The 13,406-nt window shown below is 60.6% G+C and carries 10 protein-coding genes; 7 read left to right on the forward strand and 3 right to left on the reverse strand.

What is annotated here, in order from left to right:
• Nucleotides 1-49 precede the first annotated feature (49 nt).
• A complete protein-coding gene (gene gcvP, locus GPA25_RS10090) occupies nt 50-2,959 on the forward strand; it encodes an aminomethyl-transferring glycine dehydrogenase (protein WP_169260251.1) in 2,910 nt (969 codons plus the stop codon).
• Between the two features lie 81 nt (nt 2,960-3,040).
• The gene (locus tag GPA25_RS10095; protein ID WP_169260252.1) at nt 3,041-4,660 is read left to right on the forward strand and encodes a glycoside hydrolase family 17 protein; all 1,620 of its coding nucleotides are present in this window, start codon (nt 3,041-3,043) and stop codon (nt 4,658-4,660) included.
• Here the strand turns inward: GPA25_RS10095 and GPA25_RS10100 are convergent.
• On the reverse strand, nt 4,562-4,960 hold the full coding sequence (locus GPA25_RS10100) for a hypothetical protein (RefSeq protein WP_211163043.1): 399 nt from the start codon (nt 4,958-4,960) through the stop codon (nt 4,562-4,564). The two genes, GPA25_RS10095 and GPA25_RS10100, sit on opposite strands and share 99 nt — an antisense overlap.
• A 307-nt stretch (nt 4,961-5,267) precedes the next feature.
• Between GPA25_RS10100 and GPA25_RS10105 the strand changes: the two genes are divergently transcribed.
• Nucleotides 5,268-7,934, forward strand: a complete 2,667-nt coding sequence (locus tag GPA25_RS10105; RefSeq protein WP_169260253.1) for a glycosyltransferase family 2 protein — start codon at nt 5,268-5,270, stop codon at nt 7,932-7,934.
• A gap of 164 nt (nt 7,935-8,098) precedes the next feature.
• Here the strand turns inward: GPA25_RS10105 and GPA25_RS10110 are convergent, their stop codons facing one another.
• A complete protein-coding gene (locus GPA25_RS10110; protein ID WP_169260254.1) occupies nt 8,099-9,025 on the reverse strand; it encodes a LysR family transcriptional regulator in 927 nt (308 codons plus the stop codon).
• Between the two features lie 98 nt (nt 9,026-9,123).
• Between GPA25_RS10110 and GPA25_RS10115 the strand changes: the two genes are divergently transcribed.
• From GPA25_RS10115 to GPA25_RS10130, 4 genes are all read left to right on the forward strand, one after another.
• Nucleotides 9,124-9,900: a ferredoxin--NADP reductase gene (locus tag GPA25_RS10115; RefSeq protein ID WP_169260255.1), complete on the forward strand. Its 777-nt coding sequence runs from the start codon at nt 9,124-9,126 to the stop codon at nt 9,898-9,900.
• Nucleotides 9,901-10,062: 162 nt separating this feature from the next.
• A complete protein-coding gene (locus tag GPA25_RS10120; protein ID WP_169260256.1) occupies nt 10,063-10,422 on the forward strand; it encodes a hypothetical protein in 360 nt (119 codons plus the stop codon).
• A gap of 29 nt (nt 10,423-10,451) precedes the next feature.
• On the forward strand, nt 10,452-10,697 hold the full coding sequence (locus GPA25_RS10125; RefSeq protein ID WP_246265569.1) for a biotin/lipoyl-containing protein: 246 nt from the start codon (nt 10,452-10,454) through the stop codon (nt 10,695-10,697).
• A 70-nt stretch (nt 10,698-10,767) separates the two neighbouring features.
• Nucleotides 10,768-11,295, forward strand: a complete 528-nt coding sequence (locus GPA25_RS10130; protein ID WP_169260258.1) for an ACT domain-containing protein — start codon at nt 10,768-10,770, stop codon at nt 11,293-11,295.
• A 21-nt stretch (nt 11,296-11,316) separates the two neighbouring features.
• Here the strand turns inward: GPA25_RS10130 and GPA25_RS10135 are convergent, their stop codons facing one another.
• Nucleotides 11,317-13,260: a CHASE domain-containing protein gene (locus GPA25_RS10135; RefSeq protein WP_169260259.1), complete on the reverse strand. Its 1,944-nt coding sequence runs from the start codon at nt 13,258-13,260 to the stop codon at nt 11,317-11,319.
• Nucleotides 13,261-13,406 lie beyond the last annotated feature (146 nt).

Below are 13,406 nucleotides of genomic sequence, written 5' to 3' on the forward strand. Positions count from 1 at the left end.
CCCGGATCTGCCGCGCGGGGTCCGGGACATCCCCGCCGAGCCCCTCGACATGTCGAACACCCTCCTCCCTCTTGTCCTCAACGCCCCGCTCTCGCAACTTGAGCAGCGCGACGCCTTCATTGGCCGCCATATCGGCCCCAATGCGGGTGAAATCGCGACGATGCTCGCTGCCGTGGGCGCACCAAGCCTGGACGCGCTGATCGATCAGACCGTTCCACCGGCCATTCGCCTTGCGGCCCCCCTGCCGCTGGCGGGCGCGAAGCCGGAGCACGAAGCGTTGGGGAGCCTGCGCGCCATCGCGGCGAAGAACGTCATAAAGAAATCACTGATCGGCATGGGCTACTACGGCACCCATACCCCCGCGGTGATCCTGCGCAACGTGATGGAAAATCCGGGCTGGTACACCGCGTATACGCCGTATCAGGCGGAAATTGCCCAGGGACGTCTGGAGGCGCTGCTGAATTATCAGCAGATGGTCATCGACCTGACCGGACTCGAACTTGCGAACGCGTCGCTGCTAGACGAAGCGACTGCCGCCGCCGAAGCCATGACGATGGCACGTCGCGTGAGCAAGGCGAAGTCGAATGCCTTTTTCGTCGACGAAGCCTGCTTCCCGCAGACCATCGACGTGGTGAAGACCCGTGCCGGCTTCTTCGGGTTCGAACTGGTTTTCGGCCCGGCGCTCGATGCGGTCAAGCATGAGGTGTTCGGCGCGCTGCTGCAATACCCGAACGAACGAGGCGAAATCACCGACCTTACCGACACCATTGCGGCCTTGAAGGCGAAAGCTGCGGTGACGGCGGTGGCATCCGACCTGATGGCGCTCGTGCTGCTCAAGTCGCCCGGGGCAATGGGTGCCGACATCGCGCTCGGTTCTGCGCAACGTTTTGGCGTGCCGATGGGCTTCGGCGGCCCCCATGCCGCGTTCTTCGCCACCCGCGAAGCCAACGTCCGGGCGATGCCGGGGCGCATCATCGGCGTATCGAAAGATGCACGCGGCAAGACCGCGCTGCGCATGACGCTGCAGACTCGTGAACAGCACATCCGCCGCGAGAAGGCCAACTCCAATATTTGTACCTCACAGGTCCTGCTCGCCAACATGGCGGGCTTTTACGCCGTGTACCACGGCCCGGAAGGCCTGCGCACGATCGCGGCACGCGTTCATCGACTGGCAGCAATCCTCGCCGAAGGCCTGCGTGAGGCCGGTTTCACGCTGCCCGCGGGCGCCTACTTTGACACGCTGCAGGTCACGACAGGGGCGCGCACCGCCGAACTGTTCTCCGCCTGTGATGCGGCCGGCTTCAACTTGCGCAAGGTTTCCGATAGCGTGGTCGGCATTTCCGTAGATGAAACCACGACTGTCAACGACATCGCAGCCCTGCTGCGACTGTTCGACGCCAACGACGAGATAGCCCCCCTTGATGCAAAGGTCCGTGCCGGTGGCGGGGCCATTCCCGCCGCACTACTGCGCGGCGATGCAATCCTGAAGCATCCGGTGTTCAATACCCATCACACCGAACACGAGATGCTGCGCTATCTGAAGAAGCTGCAAAATCGCGACCTCGCACTTGACCATTCGATGATCTCGCTCGGCAGTTGCACGATGAAGCTCAACGCCACCAGCGAGATGATTCCGGTGACCTGGCCGGAGTTTGCCAACCTGCATCCCTTTGCCCCGCGCGAGCAGGCCGGCGGCTACATCGAGATGATCGAGAGCCTTGCTGACTACCTCAAGGCGGTGACCGGCTTCCCGGCGATCTGCATGCAGCCGAATTCCGGTGCGCAGGGTGAATACGCCGGGCTGGTCGCGATCTCGCGTTACCACGCCAGCCGGGGAGACACGCATCGCAAGGTGTGTCTGATTCCGAAGTCCGCTCATGGCACCAATCCGGCAACCGCACAGATGTGTGGCATGGAAGTGGTGGTCGTAGCGTGCGACGACAACGGCAACGTGGATCTCGCCGACCTCAAGGCGAAGACCGAGCAGCACGCCGATCGCCTCGCTGCGCTGATGATTACCTATCCGTCTACGCACGGCGTGTTCGAGGAGTCGATCCGCGAGATCTGCGCCATCGTGCATCAGCAAGGTGGCCAGGTATATATGGACGGCGCCAACCTTAATGCGCAGGTCGGCCTCACCTCGCCCGCGACCATCGGTGCCGACGTGAGCCACATGAACCTGCACAAAACCTTTTGCATCCCTCATGGCGGCGGCGGACCGGGCATGGGTCCGATCGGCGTGGCAGCGCACCTTGCGCCGTTCATGGCCGACCACGTCGTCGCGGCGACCGGCAACGCCGACCGTCCGAACAAGGGCCAGGGTGCTGTCAGTGCTGCACCGTTCGGCTCGGCGAGCATTCTGCCGATTTCCTGGATGTATATCGCAATGATGGGCGGCGAAGGCTTGAAGCGCGCCACCGAAGTTGCCATTCTCAATGCCAACTACGTCGCCAACCGCCTCGGCGAGCACTATCCCGTGCTCTACACGGGATCCAAGGGCCGCGTTGCGCATGAGTGCATTCTGGATATCCGCCCGATCAAGGCAAGCACAGGCGTGAGCGAGGTCGATATCGCCAAGCGCCTGATGGATTACGGCTTTCATGCACCGACGATGTCCTTCCCGGTGGCGGGCACCATCATGGTCGAGCCGACCGAGTCGGAAGACCTTGGCGAACTGGACCGCTTCATCGACGCGATGATCGCGATCCGCGGCGAAATCCGCGAGATCGAGAACGCCAAGCTGCCCGCCGAGGACAACCCGCTGAAGAACGCCCCGCACACCCAGGCGGACTTCTTCAGTGCGGAATGGAAGCGTCCCTATTCCCGCGAACAGGCAGCCTTTCCTTTGCCCTGGGTAGCGGAAAATAAATTCTGGCCAAGCGTCAATCGCATCGACGACGTTTATGGCGATCGCAATTTGTTCTGCGCCTGCGTACCGATGGAAGATTACGCGAGCTAAAATCGCCCCGCTTCGCACCGAAGCCACGCCATTCCCGGCGTGGCTTTTTTTCGACCATCGAACCGACGGCTCCCCTGACACATGCCAGCTTCCGAAACGCCACGTAACCTTGCAGCCCCTTGGCGTGCCCTGCTGTTCGTGCACCTTGTCGCCTTGCTCGTGCTTGGGATCGTGCTCGCCCGCCAGATGCAGCCTGTCCCGATGCACGATCTGCACCTCGCCGATGGCGAACGCCTCAAATGTGTGTCCTACGCGCCGTATAGGCTACCGGGGCAGACGCCGTTTGACGAAAAGCTGATGATTTCGCGCGAACAGATAGCCGCAGACCTCGCCGCGCTGTCGCACATTACGGATTGCGTGCGCATCTACTCGGTCGATCAGGGGCTCGAGCTGGTTCCGGAGCTCGCGCGCGCCGCCGGCCTGAAGGTTCTTTTGGGGGCGTGGATCAATGCAGACCCGAAACGCAACCTTCAGCAGCTCGAACGCGCTATCCAGCTTGCGAACGACCATGCCGATGTAGTGAGCGTGCTGATTGTCGGAAATGAGGTCTTGCTACGCCGAGAGCGTACGGAAACCGAATTGCGCGACCTGATCGACTATGCACAGTCCCGCGTCATGGTGCCCGTCACTTATGCCGATGTATGGGAATTCTGGCTGCAACATCCCAAGCTCTCCGAAGCGGTGGACTTGGTGACGGTGCACATATTGCCCTTTTGGGAAGACCATCCGGTTGCGATCGATGATGCCGTGAGCCACGTGGGCAAAGTGTTCGAGGAAGTCAGCCAGCATTTCGACAAACCGTTAATGATTGGCGAGACAGGCTGGCCTAGCGCGGGACGGCAGCGCCAGGATTCGGAGCCCTCACAAGTCAATCAGGCGCGATACATTCGCGAGTTCGTCCATCTCGCCCATGCGAAGGGCTGGAACTACAACCTCATCGAAGCCATTGACCAGCCCTGGAAACGCCGCCTCGAAGGCACCGTCGGGGGTTACTGGGGCATGCTCGATACAAGCCTGTCCCCAAAATTTCCTCTCGCGGGTCCTGTATTCGAACGGACAAATATTGGCACGCTGCTGACCGCCGCGGGTCTCGGGGCTCTACTGTGCCTGCTGCTGGCAGCAAGTACCGCCCGCAATCCCTTGCGTCTCGCCGCAAATGTCCTTGTCGGCGCGACCGTAGGCTTGGTTGCGACACTGCAATGGGAACATGCTCATGTCGCGTACCGCGACACCTTCGAATGGATGGCGCTCGGAGGTTTGGCGGTGCTCGCTGCGCTGGTCCCACTGATCACCGCGCGATGGGCCGCCAAGACGAGCCCACTTCTCCCGGTTGCGCAGGCGTGGGCACATCTGCGCACATGGAGCATTGGTAATCTGAACGCCGGAACAGCGCTTGGACTGCTAAGGGGTGTGCTCCTGTTTGCCGCTGCGGTGGCCGCGGTGCTGCTTTTCGCGGATCCGCGCTATCGCGATTTTCCGACCCTGCTCTATTTCGTGCCGGCACTGATTTTCGGCGTGATTGGCTGGCTATCCACCAGTCGCCATGAAACCGAGGAGCGTGTGTGCGCCTGGGTAATCGTCGTGTCGGTCATCGGCCGCTGGCTAACCGAACCTGCCAATCCCCAAGCCATCGGCTGGCTCGTCACCGGACTGCTGTTGGCGGCCCCAACCCTGCGAGCCAGCGCGCACGAGGACAACTAAGGACAACAACGCCCCGACTGCGGCGTAATCGAAGTTGTACAGCACCAGTCCCGCCAACCCGCTGATCCAGCCACCCCATGCCAGCGGGCTGCGGCGCAGGACAAAAGCTGCAAGGCCCAGAGTCAGACTCAGCCAGCCCAAGCGCTGCTGCATGAAGGACTGCACCAGTAGCCATTTCGCCAGGCACGCCCCCTGAAGGCCCTCGGCAAACGTCGTACCGCAATTACTCGGCAATACGCCGGACTCGAGCACGCCATAGCGAAGCCACAGAACGAGACCGAGCACCAACGAAGTCACCATCAGCAGTTTTCTTGCACTGCCATATTTTTGCAAAACATTTCCCGCCAAGACTGTTTTTCCTTACAAATCAAGCACCCGCCGCCACGCCCGTTGCGTGTTGCAAATTAGCTCACAATCTCTTTGCTAAGCAACTGAAAAAGCGCATAAACTCCGCGCCCATCCAGTATCGAGTCGTGTTCGCGTCAATTGTGTCACACCGCCGACCCGGAATGATTTTTTGCACTGCGCCAAATCGCGCTTGCGACGCCCCGGACCGGGTCGTTGATGCGCAGCGTTCGCTCCAGCCCTCAATGGGACAACGATCCTGATGAAAAATGTCGCTTCGCTGATCTACCGAATTATCGTAGCGCTTCTCCTTGCCGGCATCATTGCCGGTGCGCAGTATCTGATAGCTGAACGATGGAACCGCGGCACCGAGTTCGTCGGCGCCGCAAACAGCATCCACGGCTACGCCTACAGTCCATTCCAGCGTGATCAAAGCCCGCTTCAAGGCACCTTTCCGACTGAGGCCGAGATTGGCGCGGATCTTGATCTCCTCACACTGACAGCCGAGAGCATCCGCACCTACGGCAGCCTCGATAATCCGGCGATCATCGGACTTGCCGCCCAGCGCAAGCTGACCGTGACCGCCGGCGCGTGGATTTCAGCGGATGAGGCCAAGAACGGGCAGGAAGTCGATGCCCTGATCGAATCGGTGCGGAAGTACCGCCACATCGACCGCGTCATCGTCGGCAACGAAGCCTTGCTGCGCGGCGACGTGAGCGTCAAGGAACTGGCGGTTCACCTCGAAAAGGCACGCAAGGCGCTCAAGCGCCTGAAGAAGCAGGTGTCGACAGCCGAGCCTTGGCATGTCTGGCTCAAAAACCCCGAGCTTGTCAACAGCGTCGACTACATCACTGTCCATCTGCTGCCCTACCACGAAGGCGTACCGGTTGAAAACGCCGTCGACTACGCCATGATGCGCTACGACGAACTCGCGAAGAGATTCCCGAAGAAGAAGATCGTAATCGGTGAAATCGGCTGGCCAAGCCGTGGGCCAGTCATGGACAGCCTCGGTGGCGGCGAAACCAAGGGGGTCGCCTCGCGGGAAAATCAGGCCCGATTTATCCGGGAGTTCCTCGCGCATCCGCGCACAGCGGATCTCGACTACTTCATCATGGAAGCGATCGACCAGCCGTGGAAGATCGAAATCGAAGGCTGGGCTGGGGCCTACTGGGGCATGTTCAACGCGGAGCGGCAGGCAAAATTCCCGTTGGACGGTCTCGTGGTGAAAGACGTCCGCTGGCACGAGAAAGCCCGGATGGCAGCGGCCATCGCGTTTTTGCCAATGTTCCTGATCGCGTTCCTGCTACGCGACTGGAGTGTATTCGGGCGCCTGTGGCTGGCCGGTCTGGTGCAGGCCTGCGCCGCCACGCTTGTCATCGGATTGAACGTACCCGCGGATTATTACCTCACGCAGCGCGATCTGATCGGGCTGGCAATGTTGATCGGCGCCACCGTCCTCACCATCGCGGTGCTCTTGTCGCACGGCTTCGAATTCGGCGAAGTTCTGTTCAAGCGTAAATGGACCCGGCGCTTCCTGCCGCTTCCGCCCCATGCGACAGACATGGAACCATTCGTGTCGATCCACCTCGCATGCTGCAACGAACCGCCGGAAATGGTCATTGCGACCATCGACAGTCTCGCCGCAATGCAGTACGGCAACTTTGAAGTGCTGGTGCTAGACAACAACACCAAGGACGAAGCACTTTGGAAACCGCTGGAGAAACGTTGCGCCGAACTCGGCCCGCGCTTCCGCTTTTTCCACCTCGAGAACTGGCCGGGCTTCAAGGCCGGGGCGCTTAACTTTGGCCTTGAGCAAACGGATCCGCGCGCCGAAGTCGTCGGCGTCGTCGATGCCGACTACGTCGTATCGCCCGATTGGTTGTCGTGCCTGATTCCGCACTTCGACGAACCTTCAGTCGCCGTCGTGCAGGCCCCGCAAGCTCACCGCGACTGGGAAAACCAACCCTTCCGCCGCATGTGCAACTGGGAGTTCGACGGCTTCTTCCGCATCGGGATGCATCACCGCAACGAACGCAATGCGCTGATTCAGCACGGCACGATGACGCTGGTGCGCCGCCTTGCGCTCGATGACGTCGGCGGCTGGTCGGAATGGTGCATCTGCGAAGACACCGAACTCGGCTTGCGCCTGATCGAAAAAGGCTACGACACCCGCTATGTCGACCATATTCTCGGCCGCGGACTGACACCGTCGGACTTTGCCGCGATCAAGAGCCAGCGCTTCCGCTGGGCCTTTGGTGCGATGCAAATTCTCAAGCACCACCTGCCGGCGATGATCGGCCGCAGCCGCCTCAACATCGCGCAGCGCTACCACTTTCTGACCGGCTGGTTCGCATGGCTGGGTGATGCCCTGCAACTCGTATTTGCCTTCGCCAGCCTTGCGTGGACGGTCGGGATGCTTTTCCTGCCCAAGGCCTTCGGCTTGCCGGTGACTTCGCTTGCAATGCCGATCCTGGCCTTCATGGCATTCAAGGCGGCACTTGGACCGATCCTCTATCGGCGCACGATGGACGCCCCATGGAAGGATATTCTGGGCGCCTCGATTCTGTCGGTTGGCATGGCCCACGCCATTGCGCGCGGAGTGTTCGCCGGCATCGTCAAGCGTCGCGGCGAATTTGTACGTACACCGAAGGGTTGGAAGGACAAGGGCACGCTCGCATTCTTCTCCCCGATTCGCGAGGAAATCGGCCTGCTGTTCGCGCTGATATGCGGCGCGGGCGTGATGGTGTCACTGCGTGGTTATGACGACCTGGAAGTGCAATTGTGGGTCGGAATCCTCGCGCTGCAGTGCATTCCGTACATTGCAGCGGTCGCGTGCCAGGTCGCCTCCTACATGCCCGAGCGTGACATGCCGAAAGTCGTGGCGGATGCCAAAGCCGCCGTACCGATCGACAAGAGCCTGCAAACTTAAAAACGCAGAACCGCCGACCGGGGGCGGCAGGTTTCGCTCCCTTTGCCGTGTTGGCGGATACGATCGACACACTGCGTCAGAGGGCGGCGAACCGGCACCACAACGCGGCACCGGATTTCCCTGTAGCCACGATCGCGCGGCGCGGCGATAGATCAGTCGTCCAGTTACGGAATATAGCCCAGCGGAATCTCGTCGCTGCGACGTGCTCCCGCCGTCATCTCCCGACATAGCGAGATGAACGCCTGCATCCCCGGTGTCAAAAATTTCTGCCTGTGCCACAGGAAATGGAAGGACCGGCGCAAGTCGAGCGCAGGTGTTTCAATCGGCACGAGGCTTCCGCGCCGGAAGGCTTCGCGCAGCGCGAGTCGCGAGATGCAACCGAGACCCAAGCCGGACTCCACTGCACGCTTGATCGCCTCGGTGTGTTCTAGCTCCAGTCGCACATTGATCCGCGGAGCTACGTGGCGTATCGCGTCGTCGAATGTTTCCCGCGTGCCGGAACCAATTTCGCGCAAGATCCAGGGCTGCTCGACCAACTCCTCAATCGTTGCGCGGCGACGCTCGGCGAGCGGATGCGACGGCGCACAAAATACTACCAGTTCATCGTCCAGCCAGCGGACGGCTTCGAGGTCAGGATGGTGGCAGCTACCCTCGATCATTCCCATGTCGAGATCAAAACCTGCCACTTGATGGATGATGGTCGCCGTGTTGTGCACGCTCAGGCGTATCCTGCTTTCCGAGTGACGCTGGAGAAAGGTCGCGACGATCAGGGTCCCGAGATAGTTGCCGATCGTCAGCGTTGCACCGATCTGCATGCTACCGAACCCCTTGCGCCCATGCAGCAAATCGTCGATATCGTCGGCGCGCGCCAGGATATCCACCGCACGGGGCAGCAGCTTCTCACCAAGTTCGTTGAGCCGAAGCGACTTCCCTACCCGATCGAAAAGGTGTACGTCGAACTGGCGCTCAAGCTCTGCCAGGCTGCTACTGGCTGCCGACTGGGACATCGAGAGGGCTTCGGCCGCGCGGGACACGCTACCCATCCGTGCGGTCGCAACAAAAATCGTGAGCTGACGAAGGGTGTACCGCATATCGATTTTCTGGATATTTAATATCAGAATTATCCATCCATTAGTTCGATAGCCCTAATTACAATTGCTCTCATTCCCATTCTGGCTGAGACAAATCGATGAGCAACCTGGCTACCGAGCGAGTCCTGAGCGTCCATCACTGGAACGATTCGCTATTCAGCTTTCGCACCACCCGCGACCGCGGTCTGCGCTTTGTGAATGGTCAGTTCGTCATGATCGGGCTTGAAGTAGAAGGTCGACCGCTGACTCGTGCATACAGCATCGCCAGCCCGAACCATGAGGAACACCTCGAGTTCTTCAGCATCAAGGTGCCAAACGGCCCCCTGACCTCACGCCTGCAGCACCTGAAGGAAGGGGATCCGATTGTCGTCAGCAAGAAACCTACCGGGACTCTCGTACTGCACGATCTGAAGCCCGGAAAGCATCTGTACCTGCTTGCCACGGGCACCGGTCTGGCTCCGTTCATGAGCGTCATCCAGGATCCGGAAACCTACGACCGATTCGAGCGTGTGGTGCTGATTCACGGCGTTCGGACGGTTTCGGAACTCGCTTACCGCGGCTTCATTACCCGCGAACTGCCGGAACACGAATTCTTCGGTGAATGGGCGCGAGAAAAACTCATCTATTACCCGACGGTCACCCGCGAGCCCTTTATCCATCAGGGACGCCTCACGCACCTGATCGAAACCGGAAAGCTGTTTCGCGATATCGGCCTGCCCGATCTCGATCCTGCGGTCGATCGCGTGATGATCTGCGGCAGCCCGGCGATGCTCAAGGATTGTTGCACCCTGCTCGATGCACGTGGCTTCAAGGTATCGCGCCATATCGGCGAGCCGGGTGACTACGTAATCGAACGGGCCTTTGTCGAAAAGTGAATCTTGCACCCCGTTACAACTAAACGATGGGGGGGGCCGGGTGCGAAACGATTGGTAGGGGAGTAGACTGATAGCCTTAGTTGTTTACCGGGATGCAGTATGAACACCCCCTGCCCGCCGGCTGCAATGCCGCCATGTCATGTGACAAGAGCATTCTGCATTATGTCTGCAGGTTTGTTTCTTGCCGCCGCCTTCAGCGTCGAGGCAGCACCTCCACCGGGGCACCCTTCCCCCAACGCAGCGATGCAGTTGATGCGGCCCGGCGTCGAACAGTCCGCCGCCCTAAAGCGCACTGGTGTTGCGCTCGACGCGATCGATGCCAATGAATACACCTACATCGAAGTGGATGAAGCGGGAAGGAGTTACTGGATTGCGACCGCCCGGATGAAAATTGTCCGCGGCGACATGGTGCAGTTCGAGGATGGGGTGACCATGGCCCAGTTCTACAGCAAGCTCCTCAAGCGAACCTTTGACTCGGTGATGTTCGTCGGTAGTGTGTCCACCACACCAGGCGGGAAGTAACCGAAATGGGGAAAATACTCGAGGTTCGCATGCCCAAATACCCGGAGTGCTGGGACAGTTGCGGCAATTGCCGGACCGGCGAGGTATTCGTGCAGAGCGTCCTGGTATGCGCTGGCGAGACGGTCAAATTCGACGATACGCTGATCGTGCTCGAGACGGGCAAGGTTGCGCTCGACATCCCCTGCCCGCATTCGGGAACTGTGGTCGAAATGAAAGTTGACGAAGGGGAGCCTATCGATCAGGGAGAACTCATCGCACTGGTCGAAGTCGATTGAGCGGAGTCGCCCGACGTCTGCGGGAAGTATCCGGCACTATCCTCAGCTCAAACCAACTGGAGTCAAGGCTGTGACAAGATTTCTCGTTCTCACCCTGATTGGAGATGATCGCCCCGGCCTCGTCGAGCAGCTTTCGTCGGTCATCACGGCGCACCAAGGTAACTGGCTGGAGTCGTCGATGGCGCAGCTCGCGGGCAAGTTTGCGGGGGTACTCAAGCTGAGTGTTGCGCCCGAATATGCGCCGGCACTTCAGGCTGCGCTGATTGCGATTCCGGCACTGACGGTGATCGTCGAGACTTCGCCCGATGGAACGGCCGCAGCGGGTGTCCGCAACCGGCACCTGTCGTTCAGCCTGGTCGGTCACGACCGACTCGGAATCGTCCGGGAGATTTCGCAGGTTTTTGCGCGTCATGGGGTCAACGTCGAAAAGTTGACGACCTACACGTCGAGCGCGCCGATGTCGTCGGAAACGCTGTTCCACGCCGAAGCCGAACTCCGGGCGGATGAACATCTCGACGCCAGCGCCCTGCAGGCTGACCTTGAGCGGCTGTCAAACGACTTGATCGCCGACATCAATCTCGACGAGAAGACCGCTTAACGCCTGTTATGCCACTGCGGCTCAGCCGCAGTAGTGTGAGCGGTTTCGCCCACCGCCCTTGGCGCGGTACATCGCCTCGTCGGCACGGCGCAGCAGCGTATCCCCGTCGGTACCGTGCTCGGGATAGAGCACAATGCCGATGCTCGACGAGATCTGCACTTGATGCCCCTCGAGAATGAATTCTTGCTCCAGTGCTGTGCGGATTTTCTCGGCGACGATCTCCGCATCGTGCCGAAGAGCGGTCTCGGGGAGCAGCACTACGAACTCGTCGCCACCTCGTCGTCCCAGCGTATCGGAGGACCGAATTGATCCCTGCATGCGCTTGACGGCTTCGATCAACAGCATGTCACCAACGTGGTGCCCGAGTTGGTCATTGACCTGCTTGAAGTGATCGAGATCCACGAACAGCAGGGCAAAGTGATGCTGATAGCGACGGGACTGATCCAGCGTGTGCGCGAGCAGCCGGTCGAACATCAGGCGATTGGGTACGCCGGTCAGTGCGTCGTGCGAAGCCATGTGCGCGATACGGCGCTCGGCCTCCTTGCGCTCCGAGATGTCGGACAGCAGGATGATTGCCCCCCTCATCGAGCCATACCCGTCATTCAGTGGGGCGTCCGACACAAGTGCGGTGAGCCGCTTGCCGTCACCTCGCACGAACTCCACTTCATAGCGTTTGCCCTGTCCGTCCTGAAGGCGCGCCAGGATCTGCTCATGACTCTCCTGTCCGTCACCAGACCACATCTCGTCGAGCGGCCGCCCCAGCAGGCTCGATTCTTCGCCCCCCACCATTTGCAGGAACCCCGGGTTTACGAAGGTCAATCGCAGCTCCGTATCGGTGGCAACGATGCCATCGTGAGCAAGATTCACCAGTGCGCTATATCGAGCCTCGCTGCGACGCAGGGAATCAGTCGTCCGAGCGAGTATTCGGGCCCGTTCGCGTGTGAGCGAGAAAAACCATGTTGCGACGACGAATAACAAACCCATCAACACGATCGAGACAAGTTCCGCCTGTTTGGCGTCGACTTCCGGAGCAAAGCCCGGCAGCGCCTCGATCCGGACGAGCCAGTCGCGCCCGGCGAGCGTGATGTGCTCGACACTGACCAAGCCCGACGCAGCGTCGTGCCTGCCGGGGTGACTGTCATACAGCATGGAGGCGGGCCCCTCGGCCTGATCGAAGATCTGTATCCGGAGTGCATCCGGATGCTGCACGAACATTTGCCGCATTAGATTCGACATCCGGAAAGGCATGTAGACCCAGCCCCGGAGCGCCGCCCGCCGCTCGGCCTCGCTCGCAACCGGCATCCCTTGGGCGAACACCGGCATGTAGAGCAGAACCCCTGCCTGCACATCGTCGGTTGTTTCCTGCACCAAGGTGATCTTGCCTGACAAGGCGCCCTGCCCGGTGCGCATTGCGCGCTCCATGGCCTCGCGTCGCACCGCCTCGGAATACATGTCGTAGCCGATAGCACGTTGGTTTCGCCAGTCGGAAGGCTCGAGCACGATGATGCTCGAATAGCCATCCCGCGGCCCCGTCGGCCACACCTGATAGTTTTCGTAGCCTTCGCGGCGCATCGCCCGGACATGACTTTCGAGTGCCACGGGCTCTATCCACATGGTGAAACCGATCCCCTGTATCCCCGCGTAATCCTCCTCGAACCGCAACCAACGCAGGTAATTCTTCAGGGTGCGAGGATCGATGTCTTTCGAGTCACTCAGAAGCGCTTGACTGCCACGGAGCAACATCCGGTATCCACGAAAACGCTCGTCGATGCGCAACGCGATTTCGGCACGGTGGGTCTCGAAATGCACGGCGGTTTCGCGGTGGCGACGTTCCGAGAGCTGCTTCCATACTACCGCGGATGCCAGGATCGACAGGGTCAACGCCAGAAGCGTCAAGGTCACGACGCCCGGCGACCAGCGTCCTAAGGCGCCGGATGTCGCAACGATGCTCTTGTCGTCGGCCATGTCGAGACCTCCATGCCTGGGCGCAGCGCGACAACTTGCTGGCTGCTGCGCGGCCACGCGAACCTCTGAGCATGGATAAACCCCCACACTGCGTCACCAATGGGGGATTCTGCGCCACCGCGCACCGGACCAAGTGGGCGCAGGCT

The organism is Aromatoleum diolicum, from assembly GCF_012910955.1.
GTDB classification, from domain to species: Bacteria; Pseudomonadota; Gammaproteobacteria; order Burkholderiales; family Rhodocyclaceae; genus Aromatoleum; species Aromatoleum diolicum.